Source organism: Pseudomonas sp. CFBP13509 (assembly GCF_005233485.1).
In the GTDB taxonomy this organism is placed as follows: domain Bacteria; phylum Pseudomonadota; class Gammaproteobacteria; order Pseudomonadales; family Pseudomonadaceae; genus Aquipseudomonas; species Aquipseudomonas marginalis.
Genome location: NZ_QGAA01000003.1, coordinates 277,690 through 296,641, shown reverse-complemented (window position 1 = coordinate 296,641; position 18,952 = coordinate 277,690). Strand labels below are relative to the sequence as shown.

At 63.0% G+C, this 18,952-nt stretch carries 19 protein-coding genes; 10 read left to right on the top strand and 9 right to left on the bottom strand.

Annotated features, from left to right (window positions below):
- The first annotated feature begins 177 nt into the window (after positions 1-177).
- The 8 genes from hflK (PspCFBP13509_RS07200) (at position 178) to cfaB (ending at position 9,326) form a co-directional block, all read left to right on the top strand.
- The gene (gene hflK / locus PspCFBP13509_RS07200) at positions 178-2,082 is read left to right on the top strand and encodes a protease modulator HflK (RefSeq protein WP_074848024.1); all 1,905 of its coding nucleotides are present in this window, start codon (positions 178-180) and stop codon (positions 2,080-2,082) included.
- 9 nt (positions 2,083-2,091) lie between these two features.
- Complete coding sequence (hflC, locus tag PspCFBP13509_RS07195) at positions 2,092-3,081, top strand: protease modulator HflC (protein WP_161985718.1); 990 nt, start codon at positions 2,092-2,094, stop codon at positions 3,079-3,081.
- The gene (hflK, locus tag PspCFBP13509_RS07190; protein ID WP_137211741.1) at positions 3,078-4,112 is read left to right on the top strand and encodes a protease modulator HflK; all 1,035 of its coding nucleotides are present in this window, start codon (positions 3,078-3,080) and stop codon (positions 4,110-4,112) included. The genes hflC and hflK (PspCFBP13509_RS07190) overlap by 4 nt, the downstream gene beginning before the upstream one ends.
- The gene (locus PspCFBP13509_RS07185; RefSeq protein ID WP_065926787.1) at positions 4,109-5,995 is read left to right on the top strand and encodes a cation-translocating P-type ATPase; all 1,887 of its coding nucleotides are present in this window, start codon (positions 4,109-4,111) and stop codon (positions 5,993-5,995) included. Before hflK (PspCFBP13509_RS07190) ends, PspCFBP13509_RS07185 begins: the two co-directional genes overlap by 4 nt.
- Before the next feature lie 116 nt (positions 5,996-6,111).
- Positions 6,112-6,363: a BufA2 family periplasmic bufferin-type metallophore gene (gene bufA2, locus PspCFBP13509_RS07180; protein WP_027608195.1), complete on the top strand. Its 252-nt coding sequence runs from the start codon at positions 6,112-6,114 to the stop codon at positions 6,361-6,363.
- 66 nt (positions 6,364-6,429) lie between these two features.
- Entirely contained in the window at positions 6,430-7,275 is an 846-nt protein-coding gene (gene bufB, locus PspCFBP13509_RS07175; protein ID WP_065926786.1) for an MNIO family bufferin maturase, read from the top strand.
- A complete protein-coding gene (locus PspCFBP13509_RS07170) occupies positions 7,266-8,054 on the top strand; it encodes an HvfC/BufC N-terminal domain-containing protein (protein ID WP_065926785.1) in 789 nt (262 codons plus the stop codon). Before bufB ends, PspCFBP13509_RS07170 begins: the two co-directional genes overlap by 10 nt.
- Before the next feature lie 87 nt (positions 8,055-8,141).
- On the top strand, positions 8,142-9,326 hold the full coding sequence (gene cfaB / locus PspCFBP13509_RS07165; protein WP_065926784.1) for a C17 cyclopropane fatty acid synthase CfaB: 1,185 nt from the start codon (positions 8,142-8,144) through the stop codon (positions 9,324-9,326).
- A 77-nt stretch (positions 9,327-9,403) separates the two neighbouring features.
- On the opposite strand, the gene cls is transcribed toward cfaB, so the two are convergent.
- Complete coding sequence (cls, locus tag PspCFBP13509_RS07160; RefSeq protein ID WP_137211740.1) at positions 9,404-10,843, bottom strand: cardiolipin synthase; 1,440 nt, start codon at positions 10,841-10,843, stop codon at positions 9,404-9,406.
- Between the two features lie 130 nt (positions 10,844-10,973).
- On the opposite strand from cls, the gene PspCFBP13509_RS07155 reads away from it, so the two are divergent.
- Complete coding sequence (locus PspCFBP13509_RS07155) at positions 10,974-11,495, top strand: DUF3617 domain-containing protein (protein ID WP_027608200.1); 522 nt, start codon at positions 10,974-10,976, stop codon at positions 11,493-11,495.
- A gap of 97 nt (positions 11,496-11,592) precedes the next feature.
- Here PspCFBP13509_RS07155 and PspCFBP13509_RS07150 read toward each other — a convergent pair whose 3' ends face one another.
- Genes PspCFBP13509_RS07150 through folE2 form a run of 7 tightly spaced genes read right to left on the bottom strand, consistent with a single transcriptional unit; the run spans position 11,593 to position 17,212 of the window.
- Positions 11,593-12,930, bottom strand: a complete 1,338-nt coding sequence (locus PspCFBP13509_RS07150) for a dihydroorotase (protein WP_137211739.1) — start codon at positions 12,928-12,930, stop codon at positions 11,593-11,595.
- A gap of 3 nt (positions 12,931-12,933) precedes the next feature.
- A complete protein-coding gene (locus tag PspCFBP13509_RS07145) occupies positions 12,934-13,494 on the bottom strand; it encodes a gamma carbonic anhydrase family protein (RefSeq protein ID WP_027608202.1) in 561 nt (186 codons plus the stop codon).
- Positions 13,491-13,904 carry a phosphoribosyl-AMP cyclohydrolase gene (gene hisI, locus PspCFBP13509_RS07140; RefSeq protein WP_178084539.1) on the bottom strand — a complete coding sequence of 138 codons (414 nt, stop codon included), beginning with the start codon at positions 13,902-13,904 and terminating at the stop codon, positions 13,491-13,493. The genes PspCFBP13509_RS07145 and hisI overlap by 4 nt, the downstream gene beginning before the upstream one ends.
- Positions 13,901-14,779: a metal ABC transporter substrate-binding protein gene (locus PspCFBP13509_RS07135; RefSeq protein WP_065926781.1), complete on the bottom strand. Its 879-nt coding sequence runs from the start codon at positions 14,777-14,779 to the stop codon at positions 13,901-13,903. Before PspCFBP13509_RS07135 ends, hisI begins: the two co-directional genes overlap by 4 nt.
- An 11-nt stretch (positions 14,780-14,790) precedes the next feature.
- The gene (locus PspCFBP13509_RS07130; RefSeq protein ID WP_065926780.1) at positions 14,791-15,657 is read right to left on the bottom strand and encodes a metal ABC transporter permease; all 867 of its coding nucleotides are present in this window, start codon (positions 15,655-15,657) and stop codon (positions 14,791-14,793) included.
- Positions 15,657-16,325, bottom strand: coding sequence for a metal ABC transporter ATP-binding protein (locus PspCFBP13509_RS07125; protein WP_065926779.1), 669 nt, complete (start codon positions 16,323-16,325; stop codon positions 15,657-15,659). Before PspCFBP13509_RS07125 ends, PspCFBP13509_RS07130 begins: the two co-directional genes overlap by 1 nt.
- Positions 16,322-17,212, bottom strand: coding sequence for a GTP cyclohydrolase FolE2 (gene folE2, locus PspCFBP13509_RS07120; protein WP_074848019.1), 891 nt, complete (start codon positions 17,210-17,212; stop codon positions 16,322-16,324). The genes PspCFBP13509_RS07125 and folE2 overlap by 4 nt, the downstream gene beginning before the upstream one ends.
- 128 nt (positions 17,213-17,340) lie before the next feature.
- On the opposite strand from folE2, the gene PspCFBP13509_RS07115 reads away from it, so the two are divergent.
- Positions 17,341-18,552, top strand: a complete 1,212-nt coding sequence (locus tag PspCFBP13509_RS07115) for an N-acetylmuramoyl-L-alanine amidase (protein WP_027608208.1) — start codon at positions 17,341-17,343, stop codon at positions 18,550-18,552.
- On the opposite strand, the gene PspCFBP13509_RS07110 is transcribed toward PspCFBP13509_RS07115, so the two are convergent.
- On the bottom strand, positions 18,549-18,917 hold the full coding sequence (locus PspCFBP13509_RS07110; RefSeq protein ID WP_065926777.1) for a glutamine synthetase: 369 nt from the start codon (positions 18,915-18,917) through the stop codon (positions 18,549-18,551). The two genes, PspCFBP13509_RS07115 and PspCFBP13509_RS07110, sit on opposite strands and share 4 nt — an antisense overlap.
- Positions 18,918-18,952: the final 35 nt, after the last annotated feature.

The following is an 18,952-nucleotide window of genomic DNA, read 5'->3' as shown; positions in this document are numbered from 1 at the left end:
GGGCTTGCCCCGATGGCGGTCTACCTGTTGATGCATATGCCGGCTGACCCACCGCCATCGGGAACAAGCCCCCTTCCACAGGAGATTTTTGCCATGTTCAAAAACCCTGTTTAACGAACAAAAATTTCACGCCACGTGTTATATCGTAACGAATTGTGTACAAGCGGGCGTGAGTGGATGCAAGTGGATCTAGAGGCGGACGGCGCTTCGGTTGAAGGCCTGCCGCGTTTTCAGCAAGGGCTGTTCCATGCCCGCCGATTGCGGCAAGCCGGTATCAGCCTGACAGTACTGGCCGTAGTCGGTTGGGTGCTGGCGTTGTTTGTCGCGCTGTTTGCACCGTTGTCGATCTGGCCGGTGGTGTTGATCAACTGCGCATCGGCCCTGCTGGTGCTGGTGGCAGGGCTGCAGTCGGCGTGGTGGGTGGCCGATTGGCGGGCCCAGGCGCTGGAAGGGCCGGCAATCGAATTACCCGTTGAAGAAACGGGTCGTTACGCACGCCTTGTGGGGCGCTTTGGCCGGCAGATCGGCGCCCCGGTCTTGTGGCTGGGCGGCTGGTCGCTGCTGGCGCTGGTCAGCATCATCGAATTCTGGAACCTGGGCCTGCCCTCGGCGCCTGTCGGCCAAGCGGCCAGCGTGGGGGCTGCGTTGGCCTTGGCCCTGGCGTTTGGCTTGTTGGTGTTCGAACGGCGCCTGGCTCAGGAAACCACGGCCCAGTGGCCGGAAGCCGCGCAACTGGCGCAGTTGAGTCGGGTGGCGATTATCTGCCTGGTGGTCAGTGCCATTTGCCTGCTGTTTGCCGGGGCCGAGTCGGTCTGGCCGTTGCGCCTGGCGGTGCTGGTGGGGCTGTTGCCGGCGCTGGTGGCGGTGGAGTTTCTATTAAGAGGCCTGCTGTCGCTGTTCAGCCCGCGCCAGCCGCGCCTTGAACCACGCCTGATGGCGCAGAGTTTCATCGCCGGGTTGCTGCGCTGGCCGCCACAACCGCTGCTGGCGTTGCAGCACGAATTACACAACCGTTTCGGCATCGACCTGCGCCAGATCTGGGCGTTTACCTACATGCGCCGCGCGTTTTTGCCGGTGTTGCTGGTGGTGCTGGCGGTCGGCTGGGCGCTGACCGGTGTGCATGAAGTGCCCCTGCAAGGCCGTGGGATTTATGAGCGCTTTGGCAAACCCGTCAAGGTGTTCGGCCCTGGCCTGCATGCCGGGTTGCCGTGGCCTTTGGGCCGTGTGTTAAGCATCGAGAACGGCGTGGTGCATGAGTTGGCCACCAGCGTCAGCGAGGCCGCCGCACCGGAGTTGGCGCCTGCCGAAGGCCCGGCACCGCTGGTTGCCAATCGGCTGTGGGATGCCAGCCATGTGAATGACAAATCCCAGGTGATCGCCAGCAGCAGCGGCGACAAGCAGAGCTTCCAGATCGTCAATATGGATGTGCGCTTCGTTTACCGCATCGGCCTCACCGACCAGGCCGCACTCGCCGCCACCTATAACAGCGCGGATGTGCCGACCCTGATCCGCAGCACCGCCAGCCGCATCCTGGTGCACGATTTTGCCTCGCGTACCCTCGACGAATTGCTCGGCGAACAACGCACGCGCCTGGCCGACGAAATCGGCCGCGCCGTGCAGGCGGATTTGCAGACACTCGACAGCGGTGTGGAAATCCTCGCCACTGTCGTGGAAGCCATCCACCCACCGGCCGGCGCCGCCAATGCCTACCACGGCGTGCAAGCCGCGCAGATCGGCGCCCAGGCCCTGATCTCCCGCGAGCGCGGCGCCGCCAGCGAACACACCAACCAGGCCTTGCTGCAAGCCAGCACCGCCCGCGACCAGGCCTTGGCCACCGCCCGCGAAGTGAATGCCGGTGCCCAAGCGGCCGACCTGCGCTTTACCGCCGAACAAAAGGCCTACGCCGCGGCCGGTCGGGCCTTTGTGCTGGAACAGTACCTGGGCCAACTCAGCCTGGGTCTGGCCCACGCCAAGCTGCTTATTCTGGATCACCGCCTGGGCGCCGATGGCGCGCCGACGATTGATCTGCGTTCTTTTACTTTGCCGGCCGACCCTTCGCTGCCGCGTAAAGCCGTTCAATAAGGAGTCTGTCTGTTGAGCGCTCATTCTCACGATCATGGTCACCACCACGGCCACCATCACCATCATCACGGTGATGAACAGGCGGCGGGTCCTTTCCCTTGGCGACGTATGGCCTGGGCGGTGTTGCTGGTGCTGTTCGCGGTGGCGGCGGCGAGCCTGGTGCAGGTGCGCTCCGGCGAGGCCACGGTGATTACCCGCTTCGGCAACCCGTCGCGGGTGTTGCTGGAACCGGGCCTGGGCTGGCGTTGGCCGGCGCCGTTCGAGGCGGCGATCCCGGTGGACTTGCGCCTGCGCACCACCTCCAGCGGCTTGCAGGATGTGGGTACGCGCGACGGCCTGCGGATTATCGTGCAGGCCTATGTGGCGTGGCAGGTGCAGGGCGATGCCGACAATGTGCAGCGCTTTATGCGCGCCGTGCAGAACCAGCCGGATGAGGCGGCGCGGCAGATCCGCACCTTCGTCGGCTCGGCGCTGGAAACCACGGCGGCCAGCTTTGACCTTTCGAGCTTGATCAACACTGAGGCCAGCCAGGTGCGCATTGCCGATTTCGAGGCGCAGCTGCGCCAGCAGATTGATCAACAATTGCTCACCACCTATGGCGTGCGCGTGGCGCAGGTGGGGATCGAGCGCCTGACGTTGCCGTCGGTCACACTCACCGCCACCGTCGACCGCATGCGTGCCGAGCGCGAAACCATCGCCACCGAACGCACGGCCGTGGGCAAGCGCGAGGCCGCGCAGATTCGCTCTGCGGCTGAGCGTGACGCGCGCATCGTGCAGGCCGATGCCACGGTGAAAGCCGCCGACATCGAAGCCCAGTCACGGGTCGAAGCCGCGCAGATTTATGGGCGTGCCTACGCCGGCAATCCGCAGCTGTATAACTTGCTGCGTTCCCTGGATACCTTGGGCACGGTCGTGACCCCCGGCACCAAAATCATCCTGCGCACCGACGCCGCGCCCTTTCGCGCGTTGGTGGACGGGCCCAAGGACGTTCAGCCATGACCGAGCGTGACAGCCCGGACAGCCCCTGGATCCAGGCCGGGCGCCTGACGTTCCTGGCGTTGTACGCGGTGACGGTGTTGGCCGCATTGGCATGGGCGTTTTCCAATGTGCGGCAGATCGACCCGCAGAACCGTGCGGTGGTGCTGCACTTCGGCGCCCTCGACCGCATCCAGAATGCCGGGCTGCTGCTGGCCTGGCCGCAGCCGTTCGAGCAGGTGGTGTTATTGCCGGCGGCCGACCGGGTGATCGAGCGTCGGGTGGAGAACCTGTTACGTTCCGATGCGGCGGTGCAGGCTGATCGTGTGGCCAGTTTCGCCACGCCCTTGAGCGATGCCCTGGCCGGCTCCGGCTACCTGCTGACCGGCGATGCCGGAGTGGTGCAGCTGGATGTGCGGGTGTTCTACAAGGTCACCGAACCCTACGCCTTTGTGTTGCAGGGCGCGCATGTGCTGCCCGCCCTGGATCGCCTGGTGACCCGAAGCGCCGTGGTCCTGACGGCGGCGCGCGATCTGGACACGATCCTGGTGGCGCGCCCCGAATTGATCGGTACCGACAACGGCGCCGCCGAGCGTCGCGAGCGGCTGCGGGGTGACTTGGTGCAAGGCGTCAACAAGCGCCTGGCCGAGTTGGCCGCCACCGGTCTGGGGCTGGGCGTCGAGGTGACGCGGGTCGATGTGCAATCGAGCCTGCCGGGCCCGGCGGTGAACGCATTCAACGCCGTACTCACCGCCAGTCAACAAGCCGACAAAGCCGTGGCAAACGCCCGGACCGAAGCGGAAAAACTCACCCAGACCGCCAACCAGCAGGCCGACCGCCTGGTGCAGGTCGCCCACGCCCAGGCCAGTGAACGCCTGGCCAATGCCCAGGCGCAAACGGCCACGGTCGCCAGCCTGGCCCAGGTCAAAGACCCGGGCTTGCTGTTGCGCCTGTACCGCGAGCGTATGCCGAAGATTCTCGGCCAGGCCGGTTCGGTGACCACGGTCGATCCTAAAGACGACTCCCGCTTGATCATCCAGGGAGCCGAACAATGAGCGCACCCATGCTGACCTCCGCCGAGCAGCGCAGCGCTGCCCGGCAATTGACCCTGGCCATGCTCGCCCTTGGCTTGCTGATGCTGGGGCTGGTATGGCGCTGGCTGGCGCCGGACCAGACGGGCGTCAGCCAGTTGCTGCTCGGTGTGGCCTCGTTGCTGGTGGCGGTGCCGGTGATGCGCTCGGCCTGGTACAGCCTGCGTTTTCCCAGCCTGCATGGCATTACCGACCAACTGATCGCCCTGGCGATGCTCGGCGCCTGGGCCACCGGCGATCTGCTGACCGCCGCGCTGCTGCCGATCATCATGATCTTCGGCCACGTATTGGAAGAGCGCAGCGTGATCGGCTCCCAGGAGGCGATTCATGCCCTGGGTAAACTGACCCGCAGCCATGCGCGGCGGGTGCAGGTCGACGGCAGCATCATCGAAGTGGATAACGGCACGCTGAGCACCGGCGATATCGTCGAGGTGCGTGCCGGTGATCGGGTGCCCGCCGATGGCGTGGTGCTGTCGGGCCAGGCGAGCCTGGACACGGCGCCGATCACCGGTGAGTCGGTGCCGTTGGAAGCCAGTGTGGGTGTGCAGGTGTTTGGCGGGGCGATCAACCTCGATGGCCTGTTGCGCCTGCAAGTGACGCGCACCGGCAACGAGTCGACCCTGGGCAAAGTCATCGCGCTGATGCAGAACGCCGAACGTTCCAAGCCGCCGATCACGCGGCTGCTGGAGCGTTACGCGGGCAGCTATATGGTGTTGGTGTTGCTGCTGGCGGCAGTGACCTGGTTTGTGACCAATGACGCCCAGGCGATGCTCGCGGTGCTGGTGGCGGCGTGCCCATGCGCCCTGGTGCTGTCGGCACCGGCGACGGCGATTGCCGGGATCGCCGTGGCGGCCCGGCATGGGATCCTGATTCGCAGCTCGGCGTTCCTCGAAGAGTTGGCGGACCTGACCTCGCTGGTGGTGGACAAGACCGGCACCCTGACTTTTGGCACCCTGCGTTTGCAGTCCATCGAGACCTCGTCGACCGACCGCCAGGCGCTGCTCAACCTTGCGGCCAGCCTCGGTTCGGCCAGCAGCCACCCAGTCAGCCGTGCGTTGGCGGGGTTGGCGACTCAGGCGCAAATGCTGGCGCTCACGGATATCCGCGAGCGCCAGGGCTTAGGCGTTGTGGCACAGACCGAGCAGGGCGAAGCGGCGTTGGGCCGTCCCGAGTTGTTCGAGCAATTGGGTATTGTCACGACGACGGTGCCGAACCATGACGGCCCGATTGCCGGGCTGGCTCTGAACGGGCAGTTCCTGGCCTGGCTGCTGCTGGCCGACAGCGTCAAGCCGGAGGCGCGCCAGGCCCTGCAAGAGTTGCGGGATTTGGGCCTGGGTCGTCAACTGCTGCTCACTGGCGACCGTCAAAGCGTGGCCGACAGCCTGGCGCTGGACGTGGGCATCAGCGATGTCGAAGCCCAGGCGTTGCCGGAAGACAAGCTCAACCGCGTGCTTGGGGAAATCGGCAGCGGCTTCCGGCCCATGGTGGTCGGTGATGGGATCAACGATTCCCTGGCGCTCAAGGCTGGCGTGGTTGGGGTGGCCATGGGCGCGGGTGGGGCGGACATTGCGCTGGCCTCGGCGGATGTGGTGTTGATCGGCAGCGACCTACGGCGCCTGGGCACCTGTGTGCGCTTGAGTCGCCAGTGCCGGCGTACGTTGCAGGTCAACGTGGTCATCGGCCTGGGCTGGACCTTGGCCATCGTGGTGTTTGCCGCCTTTGGCTGGTTGGGTGCTGCGGGGGCGATGATTGCGGCGGTGTTGCATAACCTCAGCACCTTGCTGGTACTGGGCAATGCCGGGCGTTTGCTGCGGTTTCAGGAGCCGCTGTCGAAGCTTGAGGATTAATTTCAGAAATATTTGCATACGGCTGTAACGCCGATAAGGGGCCTCACTCTAGTGCTGTGTCGAGACTGGGCAATCCGTTCAGACCGACGCCACTACCGATCACGAGGAATACGAGAATGAAGATTAAATCCGCTGCTGCTGGTGCTGCCCTGGCGATGGCCGCCGCCACCATGTTTGCTGGTGTTGCGACCCAGGTACAAGCCGCCGATGCGCAAGTGCATTGCTACGGCGTGACGTCCTGCAAAGGCATGAACGACTGCAAAACCGCTGAAAACGCCTGCAAAGGCCAGGCGGTGTGCAAGGGCCACGGCTTCAAGGCCATGACCAAGGCCGCCTGTGACGCAGCGGGCGGCAAAGTCGGCGAATAACCGGCAAACGAGTGCAACCGCAGTGGCAGTCCCCACCGCTGCGGACACTTTGCCCAGGAGCGAGTCATGTCCGCGTCCCTTCCAAGTCTGGGTTACGGCCTGGGTTTACGCAGTGAGTACTACCAGCAGATCCTTGAACAAGCGCCGGCCGTGGATTGGTTCGAAGTGATCTCCGAGAACTATCTGGTGCAGGGCGGTAAAGCCTTGTACTACCTGGATGCGATAGCCGAGCGTTACCCGTTGGTGATGCACGGTGTGTCCCTGTCCATCGGCGGCCCCCACCCCGTCGACATGGACTACCTGAAACACCTCAAGCAGCTCGCGGAGCGCATCCAGCCCGCGTGGATTTCCGATCATTTGTGCTGGAGCCGTGGCAGCGCGCACCAGTTGCATGACCTGCTGCCCCTGCCTTACACCGAAGAAAGCCTCTACTACGTAGCTGCTCGCGTTCGCCAAGTGCAGGATGTGTTGCAGCGCCCGCTGGTGCTGGAAAACGTATCCAGTTATGTGCGTGCCAAGGCGGATGAATTCACCGAATGGGAATTCCTCAATGCCCTGGCCCACCTGTCGGGCTGCCAGTTGCTGCTCGACGTTAACAATGTGTATGTCAGTGCGCGCAACCATGGCTTCGATGCCTGGACCTTTATCCGCAACCTGCCGCCCGACAGCATCCGCCAGCTGCATCTGGCCGGGCATATGGATTACGGCGACTACGTGGTCGATACCCACGACCATCCGGTGTGCGACCCGGTGTGGGCGTTGTATCAACAGACCCTGGAGCATTTGGGGCCGGTCTCGACGCTGTTGGAGCGCGATGACCATTTCCCGCCGTTCGAAGCGCTGCTCACCGAGCTGGAAAAGGCCCGGAAGCTGGGCGCCGCAGCCTTGGCCCGGAGGTCGTTATGCGCCTGACCGACTGGCAGTTGGCCTTTGAACAGCACTTGTCAGCGCAGACGCCTGATGCCAACAGTGGCTTTGCCGCTACTTTATTGGGTGGGCCGACGCTGGATGTAGACACTGGCCTGGCGATCTATCACAACGCTTATCTGGCACGGCTGCAGGAGGTGTTGCGGCACGACTTCAGCGCCATCCGGTATTGGCTGGGGGATGATGAGTTTGCGCTGCTGACGCAAGCCTATGTGCGTCGTTATCCGTCGGCCCACTACAGCCTGCGCTGGTTGGGCGAGCGGTTTCCGGCGTTTATCCACGAGCACCTGGTGGCCGAGCAAAGTGCGCCGCTGGTTGAACTGGCCCAGTTGGAGTGGGCCTTCACCCTGGCGTTCGATGCGCCGCAGGGTGAGCCGCTGACCCAGGATGATATGGCGGTGCTGCCGCCCGAGGATTGGCCCGGTTTGCAGGTCTCCCTGACACCATCCGTACAGCAGCGACTTTGCCACTTCAACACCGTGGCCATCTGGCGTGCCAGCAAGGATGGCGCGGATTTCCCCGACAGCCACACCTTGGACTTCGCACAGATCTGCCTGGTATGGCGCGATCAGAATGTGTGCCGTTATCGAAGCCTGGGACCGGCCGAGGCGTTTGCGCTGGCGGGGATGGTGACGACCGGTTGGCGCTTCGCAGAACTGTGTGCGCAACTGGCAGTCACTTATGGAGAGGGTGCACCACTGCAAGCGGTGACATGGCTGAAACAGTGGATCCAGGACGGTTTGCTCCAGCGCCGGGCCCCATAGAAGAACGCTATCAAATCGATAGCCTCCTACTTTTTCTCGGGATGGTCTACCCTCATTCCAGACGTCTGAAACAAGGGGGGACTACTCATGCTCGCGCAACTTCCACCGGCCTTACAGAATCTTCAACTGCCGCTGCGTCTTCGACTCTGGGATGGCCATGAATTCAACTTGGGCCCCGAGCCCAGTGTGACCATCGTGGTGAAGGACCCCACGGTCGTGCCCCAACTGACCCATCCCACACTCGACTCGTTGGGTGAAGCCTTCGTCGAGGGCAAACTGGAGCTGGAAGGTTCCATCAGCGAAGTGATCCGGGTCTGTGATGAGTTGAGTCATGCCTTGGTCGAGGACGACGGCGCGAGTCTGCCGGTGCGCTCGATCCACGACAAGGCCACCGACGCCGCGGCTATTTCCTACCATTACGACCTGTCCAACGAGTTCTACCAGCTATGGCTGGACCAGGACATGGCGTACTCCTGCGGTTATTTCGAAACCGGCAGCGAATCCATCGACCAGGCCCAGCAAGACAAATTCCGCCACCTGTGTCGCAAGTTGCGCTTGCAGCCAGGCGAGTACCTGCTCGACGTAGGCTGTGGCTGGGGCGGCCTGGCACGTTTCGCAGCGCGTGAGTTCGGGGTGAAAGTGTTTGGTATCACCCTGAGTAAGGAACAGCTGGCATTGGCCAAGGAGCGGGTGAAAGCCGAGGGCCTGGAAGACCAGATCGACCTGCAACTGCTCGACTACCGCGATCTGCCCCAGGATGGTCGTTTCGATAAAGTGGTGAGCGTAGGCATGTTCGAACACGTCGGCCACGCCAACCTGGCGCAATACTGCAAGACCCTGTTTGGTGCCGTGCGCGAAGGCGGCCTGGTGATGAACCACGGCATTACCGCCAAGCACACCGACGGCCGGCCTGTTGGCCGTGGCGCCGGGGAGTTTATCGAGCGTTATGTGTTCCCCAACGGCGAACTACCCCATTTGGCGATGATGACCGCCGAGATCAGCGAAGTCGGGCTGGAAGTGGTCGACGTCGAAAGCCTGCGCCTGCATTACGCGCGCACCCTGGACCATTGGAGCGAGCGCCTGGAAGACAACCTGGAAGCGGCGGCGAAGCTGGTGCCGGAGCAGGCGTTACGCATCTGGCGGCTGTACCTGGCCGGGTGTGCCTATGCGTTTGCGCGGGGCTGGATCAACCTGCACCAGATCCTCGCGGTGAAGCCTCACGCGGATGGCAGCCATGAACTGCCGTGGACGCGGGAAGACATCTATCGCTGAGCTGATGTTCCAGAAAGGTGGAGATCCAAATGTGGGAGGGGGCTTGCTCCCTCCCACATTTTTTACCGCATTGGCCGTTAGAGAATCGGTGAGATCAAGCGCGCCACCCGCATGCCCAGTTGTTGCAGGCGGCGGGTCTCGCGGCTTTCTTCCTGGCTCACTTCATGGGCCTGGGCGAAGTCGTCCAGCAGCATCTGTTCCACCTGCTTGGCGAAGGCATCGTCGACCGTCAGCAACATCACTTCGAAATTCAGCCGGAATGAACGGTTGTCCATGTTCGCACTGCCGATGGCGCTGATCTCGTTGTCCACCAGCACCACCTTCTGATGCAAAAAACCCGGCGTATAGCGGAACACCCGGACACCGGCGCGCACCGCTTCGATCGCATACAGGCTGGACGCGGCGTACACGATGCGGTGGTCGGGCCGCGATGGCAGCAACAGGCGCACGTCCACGCCCCGCAGGACCGCCAGGCGCAGGGCGGCGAACACCGCTTCGTCGGGGATGAAATATGGGCTGGTGATCCACACCCGCTCGGTGGCCGCATGGATGGCCTCGACGAAAAACAGCGAACAGGTTTCATACGGATCGGCCGGGCCGCTGGCGAGCAATTGGCAGAGCACGCCGTCTTCGGGGTAGGCGTCCGGCAGGATCAGCGGCGGCAGCTCGCGCGCGGCCCAGAACCAGTCCTCGGCAAACGACTCCTGCAAACACGCCACCACCGGGCCGGTGACTTGCACATGGGTATCGCGCCATGGTGCCAATGGCGGTTTTTTGCCCAGGTATTCATCGCCCACATTGTGCCCACCGACAAACCCGGTGACACCGTCCACCACCACGATCTTGCGGTGGTTGCGGAAGTTGACCTGGAAACGATTGAGCCAACCGCTGCGGGTGGCGAATGCCTTGACCTGCACCCCGGCGTCGCGCAGCGATTGCACGTACTGATGGGGCAGGGCGTGGCTGCCGATGCGGTCGTACAGCACGTAGATGCCCACGCCTTGGGCGGCCTTTTCCTTCAACAGCGCCTGTAACTGACGGCCGAGTTCATCGTCATGAATGATGAAGAACTGAAACAGCACGGCGGTTTTGGCACTGCGAATGGCGTCGAAGATTGCACTGAACGTGGCCTCGCCGTTGATCAGCAAGCGCACTTCATTGTTTGCCAGGCACGGCATGCGCCCCAGCTTGGGCATGGCGCGTAACGAGGCGTAGGCGCTGGAGTTGCGCGCAGCGAGAGCCTCCTCGACCCAGGGGCGCCAGTTCAGCTCGGTGATCGCGGTGTGCATTTCCTGATTGGCCTGGCGACGGGCCTGGATGTACGCGTCGAAGGTGCTGCGGCCAAAAATCAGGTAGGGAATCAGCGTGAGATAGGGCATGAACATCAGCGACAGGGCCCAGGCGATCGAGCCTTGGGCGGTCCTGACGGTCAGCACCGCGTGGATCGCGGCGAGAGTCCCGAGAAAGTGCAGCGTGGCGATGAAGTAGGCGAGCAGGTGCGGGCCAAAGAAATCCATGGACGACGGTACTCCAGGCAATCCAATGCCTAACAGACCATGAACGGCTGCGAATGTCGCTATTTTATTTGGCGTGCAACACTGGCACTTTTGCGGCGTCTAACGCCCACAATTGCCCAGGAGTTACCCGATGAATGCTCGTCTGCTTGGTTTGGCCATGGTTGTTGGTTTGTCGTTGCCGCTGGCAGCGCAGGCGCAGATGCTGGCGCCGGGCTTGTGGGAATTGACCACCAGCAACATGAAAGTCGATAACCAGGACCTGCCGGACCTGTCGCTGATCCTCGGTCAGCTCAAGCAGCAGATGACCCCCGAACAGCGCGCCATGCTGGAAAAACAAGGCATCACCATGGCCGGCAAAGGCGTGCAGGTGTGCCTCACCCCGGCACAAGTCGCCTCTGATTCGATCCCCCTGACCGACCCCCAATCGGGCTGCAAGCAGGAAGTGACCGACAAGACCGGCAACCAGTGGAAATTCCGCTTCAGTTGCCCCAAAGCCCAGGGCACCGGCGTCGCTACCTTCCAGAGCCAGAAAGAATTCACCACCACCGTCAACGGCACCTTCAATGCCACCGGCGTTCAGCAGAAGGGCAGCCTGGATACCCACGCCCAATGGCTGGGCACCGATTGCGGCACGGTCAAGCCTCGCGCTTAACCTGTAGGAGCGAGCTTGCTCGCGAAAAACCGGAGAGCGCCACCGGGTGTCAGGTCCCCTGCGTTATCGTTAACGCTCTTCGCGAGCAAGCTCGCGCCTACCTTAGGAAATGCAGCGGTAAACCCTGGCAGCTGTCGACCACCTGGCCGTTGTGCCAGGCCAGGTGGCCGGAGACCAGGGTGGTACTCACGCTGTGGCGAAAGCTGCGTTCGGCGAACGGTGTCCAGCCGCAGCGGGCAAGAATCGGCTCATCCCTGACCGGCTTTCCCTCGGGCTCCGGTTTGATCAGCACCAGGTCGGCCCAATACCCTTCGCGCAGGTAACCCCGGTCGGGGATGGCAAACAGGTCGGCGACACGGTGGCTGGTCTTGGCCACCAGGGTGGCCAGGGGCAGCAGCCCATCGGCGACCAATTCCAACAACGCCGGCAGCGCGTGTTGCACCAGGGGCAGACCCGCGGGCGCTTCACGATACCCCAACTGTTTTTGCGCCCAGGTATGCGGCGCATGGTCAGTGCCAATCACATCCAGACGATCACTCAGCAAGGCCAGGCGCAGGGCGTCGCGGTCGGCGCGGGTCTTGATCGCCGGGTTACATTTGATCTGGTGGCCGAGGCGGTGATAGTCACGGTCATCGAACAGCAGGTGATGCACGCAGACCTCAGCAGTAATGCGTTTTTGTGCGAGGGGTTTGTCTTCGAACAATGCCAACTCGCGGGCGCTGGTCAGGTGCAGTACATGCAGGCGCGTGCCGTGACGCTTGGCCAATTCCACCGCGAAGGAGGATGAGCGATAGCAGGCTTCGGCATCGCGGATCAACGGGTGGGCGACGGCGGGGATCCTGTCACCAAAGCGCTCACGCATGCGCTGCTCGTTGGCTTGGATGCTCGGCGTGTGTTCGCAGTGGGCCAGCAGAATGGTCGGCACTTCGGCAAACAGCCGTTCCAGGATCCGTGGGTCGTCCACCAGCATATTGCCGGTGGAGGCGCCCATGAACACTTTGACCCCGGCCACTTCGCGCGGGTCAAGGGCGGCGACGGTGTCGAGGTTGTCGTTGCTGACCCCGAAGTGAAAGCCGTAGTTGGCCACCGAGTGCAGGGCCGCGCGGCGCTTTTTATCGGCCAGGGCTTCCAGGTTCAGCGTGGCCGGGTTGGTGTTGGGCATGTCCATGACGCTGGTGATGCCGCCGGCTACCGCTGCGCGGGACTCGCTGTAGAAGCTGCCCTTGTCCGGCGCGCCGGGGTCGCGAAAGTGCACCTGGTCGTCAATCATGCCCGGCAGCAGCCACTGCCCGTGGGCGTCGATGGACACGGGCGCGGCGTTCCCGCCGATGCTGCTGGCGATCTTTTCGATACGGCCATGGGCGACCAGCACGTCGGCGTCGAATTCCTCGCCTTCGTTCACCAGGCGGGCGTTGCGGATCAGCAGGCGGCTCATGGCTCAGAACTCGTTTTGCAGGGCTTTGTAACCGCGCACCAGGTCGACGTTGGTACGTGCCACGTCTTCGGAAAACTCCGAGGCACTGACACTCACCGGCGGGAATTGCGACAGGTCGGTATTCGGCCCGATGCGGGTGGTGGAGGGCACGTAGAAGGCGGCGGGCAAATCACGGCCGTCGACCACCGAGTTATGGCGCACCACGCAGCCATCGCCGACGGCGCAGTTGAACAGCACGCTGTTGAAACCGATAAACACCCGGTCGCCGACGGTGCAGGGGCCGTGGACGATGGAGCGGTGGGCGATGGATGTAAATTCGCCTATCGTCACCGCCGCGCCGGACTTGGAGTGGATGACCACGCCGTCCTGGATGTTGGAATTCGCGCCGATGGTGATCGGGTCCATGGCGCCGCCGGCGTCGACTTCGTCGGCGCGGATCACGGCGTAGGGGCCGACAAACACGTTCTCGCCGATGATGACCTTGCCGCAGATGATCGCGGTCTTGTCGACGTAGGCCGATTCGGCAATCACCGGCAGATCACCGGAAGGGTTCTTGCGGATCATGCAACTGGCTCCGTAATGATGTGAACGTAGGCGCCCTCGATGGCGTTGTAGAAACAGGTATGGCGGCCGGTGTGACAGGCCTGGCCTTGCTGGTCGACGATCAGCAGTACCGCGTCGCCGTCACAATCCAGGCGCGCTTCCACCAACTGTTGCCTGTGGCCGGAGCTTTCGCCTTTGCGCCACAGCTGTCGGCGCGAGCGCGACCAATAGCAGACCTGCCCGGTAGCCAGTGTTTCGTTGAGGGCCTGGCGATTCATCCAGGCCAGCATCAGCACTTCGCCGCTGCCATGTTGCTGGGCGATGGCGGCGATCAGGCCATCGCTGTTCCACGGCAGGGCGTCGAGCACGGCGGCGAGTGGAAAGCGGCTGCCGACGGCAGCCCCTTCCAGTTCGAGCATGCTCAGGGTCACGGCCTGCTCAACGCTGCGCACAGGGTGTTGAGGTTGTACTCGAACAGCCCGGTGAAGGTGCTCGCCGGGCCTTCGGCAGCCAGGGCGTCGGAGTACAGCGTGCCGCCAATCTGCGCGCCGCTTTCATCGGCGATCTGCTTGAGCAGGCGCGAGTCCTTGATGTTTTCCATGAACACCGCCTTGACCTTGTCCTTGCGGATCTGGGTGATCAGCGCGGCAACTTCGGCGGCCGAAGGTTCACGTTCGGTGGACAGGCCTTGTGGCGCCAGGAACTGGATGCCATAGGCCTGGCCTAGGTAACCGAAGGCGTCATGGGAGGTGACGATGCGACGGTTACCCGGTGGCAGCGCGCCGAACTTGGTCTTGGCTTCGGCCAGCAGGCGGTAGATTTCTTTCAGGTAGGCCTGGCTGTTGCGCAGGTAGTCGGCCTTGTTGGCCGGGTCGGCGGCCACCAGTGCCTTGGTGATGTTGTTCACATAGATTTCGGCGTTGGCCAGGTTGTGCCAGGCGTGCGGGTCGGGGATGGTTTCGCCGTCTTCCTCCATGGTGTGGGAGATCACACCTTTGCTGGCGGTGACCACCGTGGCCTTGGTTTCGGTGCTGGTGACCAGGCGGTCCAGCCACGGCTCGAAGCCCAGGCCGTTCTTGATGATCAGCTTGGCCTTGAGCAGCGCCTTGGCATCGTCCGGGGAGGGTTCGTAGGTATGGGCATCGGCGTCGGGGCCGACCATGTTGCTGATCTGGATGTGATCGCCACCGATCTGGTGGGTGATGTCATCGAGAATACTGAAGCTGGTAACCACCTGGAGTTTGTCGGCGGCCTGGGCCATCGACAACGGCAGCAGCAAACTGAACAGCACGAGTAGAGCGCGCATCGGGAAACACCTCATTGGGATGTAAGCAAAGGCGGACGGCGCAGCAAGCCGTGCACCGGACCGAAGACCACGGACAGCAGGTACCCGCCGCCAGCCACCAGCACAATCGCCGGGCCGCTGGGCAGCGAGAAGTAGAACGACAGCAACAAACCCAACCACACCGACAGGCATCCCAGCACCGCCGATACCGCGATCAACACCGGCAGGCGCCGACTCCAGAAGCGTGAAGCGATGGCCGGCAACATCATCAAACCCACCACCATCAAGGCGCCGATGGCCTGGAAACCAATCACCAGGTTCAGGACCACCAGGGTCAGGAACAAGCCGTGGGCCAGGGGGCCAAGGCGGCTGACGGTTTGCAGGAACAGCGGGTCGAGGGTGTCCAGCAGCAGCGGTTTGTAGATCAGCGCCATGGCGATCAGGCTGAACCCGGAGACCCAGAGCATGCCGGTCAGGGTGGTTTCGTCGACGGCCAGGGCAGAGCCGAACAGCAGGTGCAGCAAATCCAGGCGCTTGCCGGCAAGGCCCAGGATCAACACGCCGGCGGCGAGGGAGATGGGGTAGATGGCCGCCAGGCTGGCGTCTTCGCGCAGGCCGGTGCGGCGGGTGATCCACGCCGACAGGCCGGCCATGCCCAGGCCCGCGCCCAGGCCGCCGATGGTCAACGCGGGCAGGCTCAAGCCCGCGAACCAGAAGCCCAGTGCGGCGCCGGGCAATATGCCGTGGGCGACGGCGTCACCGATCAGGCTCATGCGGCGCAGGATCAGAAATACGCCGAGCGGGGCGGTGCTGCAGGCGAGCACCAGACCGCCGATCAGGGCGCGACGCATGAAGACGAAGTCGAGGAAGGGCATCCACAGGTGGGCGGTGAAGTGCATCAGGCCACCTGCATGTGCGGCTGCGGGCGGATCAACTCTTTGCTGGGGCCGAATACACAGCCACTGCTTTTGATTTGCACCACTTGTTGGGTGTGTTGGCGTACGGAGGCCAAGTCATGGCACACCACCACCAACGTTCGGCCTTCGGCGTGCCAGGCGTGGATATGGCTCCAGCACAGCGCCTGGCCTTCTTCGTCCAGAGCGGCATGGGGCTCGTCAAGCAGTAACACTGGCGACTCGGCAAGGCTCATGCGAGCGAGCAATGCGCGTTGTAGTTGGCCGCCTGACAACGCCATCAATGGGCGCTGTTCCAGGCCACTGAGGCACCATTCTTCCAGCACCTTCTGCAGGCGCTGGCTGCGTTGTTGCGGGGTGAGCCGCGTGCCCCAGAAACCGGCGGCGACCAGTTCTTGCAGGCTGATGGGGAACTGACGATCAAGGTGCTGTTGCTGGGGCAGGAACGACAGGCCACCTCGGCGTGGAACATCCACGGTCACTTTGCCCGCCAACGGTTTTTGCAGGCCGGCGATGACTTTGAGCAGGCTGCTTTTGCCGCAGCCGTTGGGGCCGATCACGCCGGTGAGGCTGCCTTTTTCCAGGGTGAAATCCACGGCGGGTGTCAGCGGTTGGCCAGGGGCGCCCCAGCGCAAAGCAGTGCAGGTGATCATGCAGGGTTTCTCGTCCAGCGGCTTTCAGCCACGGCATCGTGCGCGTGCAGGCTTTCGGCGTGGATCACTTTGAGGTGGAAGGCTTTGACCGCATCCGAGCGTTTCAAGGCGAGGTTAAGGCGGCGGGCGGCGTCTTCGCAGAACATCAGGTTCTGCCCGTTGGCCAAGGCAAAGGCTTGTTCGTCCGCGCGTTTTACGGCGGTTTGTACGGCGGTGCCGAGGGCGGCTTCGGCAGCGTTGATCAGCTCCGTCAGCGCCAGATGCTCCCCTTGCAGGTGCACGTGCAACTGCGCGCTGCTGCGCTGGCTGTGGGGCGTGGCGACGATACCGTTAGCGCTGCCGAGCCAGGTCAGCACGTCTTCATGCTGCAACGGCGTGTTGCCGAAGTCTTGGAGAAATTGCTGCTGAATCAACTGCCTGGCGAGGGCGGCGGAACAGGGGCAGGTTGAAGAATAGGTAACGTCAATTTTTAGTTCCACGTGGAACATCTGGTTTTCCAGGCGCGCTTCGATGCTCACCGGGTAGCCCTTCCAGCCGGCCAATGGGCTGACCAGCGCCGGGCGTTTCAGCAGTAAATTCGTGTGCAGACGCAGGTAGGCGTTCTTAGATAAATCTTCATGACTGTCGAGAAACCGCTGCAGTACATTGCGCAGAAGTGCAGGCGTAACGGGCAGCTGTTCGAGCATCTCCAGTGTCAGGTACAGGCGTGACATATGAATGCCACGAGCGGTGCCATCGTCCAGGCTGACGCCGGCATCGGCGCTGGCGCTCAGGCGTTGGCCGTCAATGAGGATCGGCAGGGCGATGCCGCACATGCCCACCCAGTCGAGTGGCAAGGCTTGGCGTGAAGCCTGCGCGGCAATATCCGGCAGAGTCAGCGCATTCATAAGCAGGTCCATCGTTGGAAATAATTCGACATGTTATAGTATAACAATAGAGTCGACGATGAATTTTCTGCCCCGGCCTTTTTTCACTCATGTGGAGTACGGACACTCCTCCATTTGCGGTATTTGTCATGCACAGACGTCAGCTCCTCAACCTGCTCCTGGCCAGCCCTTTGTTTGCTTTGCCGTTCGCCGCCCACGCGACCCAGATCCGCAATGCACGCCTATGGCGTTCGGACGACAAGCTGCGCCTGGTGTTCGACCTTAGCGGCCCAGTGCAATACAAGACCTTCTCCCTGACTGCTCCGGAACGCCTGATCATCGACCTGAGCGGCGCGGGTCTCAGTGGTGACTTTTCTCAACTTGAGCTGAAGAACAGCGGGATCACCTCGATTCGCTCGGGGCATTTCGGCAAGGCGGATACGCGCATCGTGCTCGACCTGGCCGCGCCGATGCAGCTCAACAGCTTTGTATTGCCGCCTCAGGACGGGCAGGGCCATCGCCTGGTGCTGGACCTGACCAGCGCCACCCGTGCACCGCGTCAAATCGCGGCTGAGGCGGTGCCCTTGGTGGCCGCGGTGAACAAGGCGCACCCCAAGCGCGACATTATCGTGGTGGTCGACCCCGGCCACGGCGGCAAAGACCCCGGCGCTGTCGGGTCCAAGGGCCAGCGCGAAAAAGACGTGGTGTTGTCTATCGCCCAACTGCTGGCCAAGCGTTTGAAGCGCGAAAAGGGTTTTGACGTGAAACTGGTGCGTAACGACGACTTCTTTGTGCCGCTGCGCAAGCGCGTGGACATCGCCCGTCAGCACAAGGCCGATATGTTCATCTCGGTGCATGCCGATGCCGCGCCACGGCTCACTGCCTCGGGCGCCTCGGTGTATGCGCTGTCGGAGGGCGGCGCGACCTCGGCCACGGCGCGCTTTATGGCCCAGCGTGAAAACGGCGCGGATTTGCTGGGCGCCACCACGTTGCTCAATCTCAAGGATAAGGACCCGATGCTGGCCGGGGTGATTCTTGATATGTCGATGAACGCCACCATCGCCTCCAGCCTGCAACTGGGCAGCTCGGTGCTGGGGAGCCTGCAAAGCATCACCAGCCTGCATCAGAAGCGTGTGGAACAGGCGGGGTTCGCGGTGCTCAAGTCACCGGATGTGCCGTCGATCCTGGTGGAGACCGGGTTTATCTCCAATGCCCAGGACGCCCAGCGCCTGGTGACGGCGCGCCATCAACAGGCGGTTGCGGATGGCTTGTTCGAAGGCCTGAAAAATTACTTCCAGAAGAACCCGCCGATGAACAGCTACATGGCCTGGGTTCAGGAACAGAAGAATGCCCAGGCCTAACAGCCGGTAATTCGGCTGCACGTGAATTTGGCAGTGGCGCCCCCGGAGCTGGAAAACCGGTTGATCGTGGTCCAGCCCACGCGCCGCGTGTAGCCAACCCATGCTTCTCCATCCGACGCCAAACCGGTAAAGAACGTCAGTTGCCCGTAGCGGCTGTTGGTTTGTGCCCAATAACGTTTCCCGATCACCTCGAAACCACGCAAATACGTGGTGGTGCCCACCGTCGCCACGCTGTAGGCATTGCCCAGGGGGTCCACACAGGCCAACAGGTTGGCGCTGCGCGTGCACTTGGCCAGCAAGCTTGGCGCTTCGGCACAGGCAGGCCCCGCGACTGCCAGTAACAGGGCGCACACCAGGTATTTCATAGGGTGTCTCGGGACTGGGAAGTGTTCAAGCATTG

Coding starts and splice junctions, on each gene's coding strand:
- PspCFBP13509_RS07155 (WP_027608200.1), top strand. CDS start 10,974: ATGAATGCTCGTCTGCTTGGTTTGGCCATGGTTGTTGGTTTGTCGTTG.
- PspCFBP13509_RS07125 (WP_065926779.1), bottom strand. CDS start 16,325: ATGATCACCTGCACTGCTTTGCGCTGGGGCGCCCCTGGCCAACCGCTG.
- bufA2 (WP_027608195.1), top strand. CDS start 6,112: ATGAAGATTAAATCCGCTGCTGCTGGTGCTGCCCTGGCGATGGCCGCC.
- PspCFBP13509_RS07110 (WP_065926777.1), bottom strand. CDS start 18,917: ATGAAATACCTGGTGTGCGCCCTGTTACTGGCAGTCGCGGGGCCTGCC.
- cfaB (WP_065926784.1), top strand. CDS start 8,142: ATGCTCGCGCAACTTCCACCGGCCTTACAGAATCTTCAACTGCCGCTG.
- PspCFBP13509_RS07130 (WP_065926780.1), bottom strand. CDS start 15,657: ATGCACTTCACCGCCCACCTGTGGATGCCCTTCCTCGACTTCGTCTTC.
- PspCFBP13509_RS07135 (WP_065926781.1), bottom strand. CDS start 14,779: ATGCGCGCTCTACTCGTGCTGTTCAGTTTGCTGCTGCCGTTGTCGATG.
- folE2 (WP_074848019.1), bottom strand. CDS start 17,212: ATGAATGCGCTGACTCTGCCGGATATTGCCGCGCAGGCTTCACGCCAA.
- PspCFBP13509_RS07115 (WP_027608208.1), top strand. CDS start 17,341: ATGCACAGACGTCAGCTCCTCAACCTGCTCCTGGCCAGCCCTTTGTTT.
- PspCFBP13509_RS07170 (WP_065926785.1), top strand. CDS start 7,266: ATGCGCCTGACCGACTGGCAGTTGGCCTTTGAACAGCACTTGTCAGCG.
- PspCFBP13509_RS07145 (WP_027608202.1), bottom strand. CDS start 13,494: ATGATCCGCAAGAACCCTTCCGGTGATCTGCCGGTGATTGCCGAATCG.
- cls (WP_137211740.1), bottom strand. CDS start 10,843: ATGGATTTCTTTGGCCCGCACCTGCTCGCCTACTTCATCGCCACGCTG.
- bufB (WP_065926786.1), top strand. CDS start 6,430: ATGTCCGCGTCCCTTCCAAGTCTGGGTTACGGCCTGGGTTTACGCAGT.
- PspCFBP13509_RS07150 (WP_137211739.1), bottom strand. CDS start 12,930: ATGAGCCGCCTGCTGATCCGCAACGCCCGCCTGGTGAACGAAGGCGAG.
- hflK (WP_137211741.1), top strand. CDS start 3,078: ATGACCGAGCGTGACAGCCCGGACAGCCCCTGGATCCAGGCCGGGCGC.
- PspCFBP13509_RS07185 (WP_065926787.1), top strand. CDS start 4,109: ATGAGCGCACCCATGCTGACCTCCGCCGAGCAGCGCAGCGCTGCCCGG.
- hflK (WP_074848024.1), top strand. CDS start 178: ATGCAAGTGGATCTAGAGGCGGACGGCGCTTCGGTTGAAGGCCTGCCG.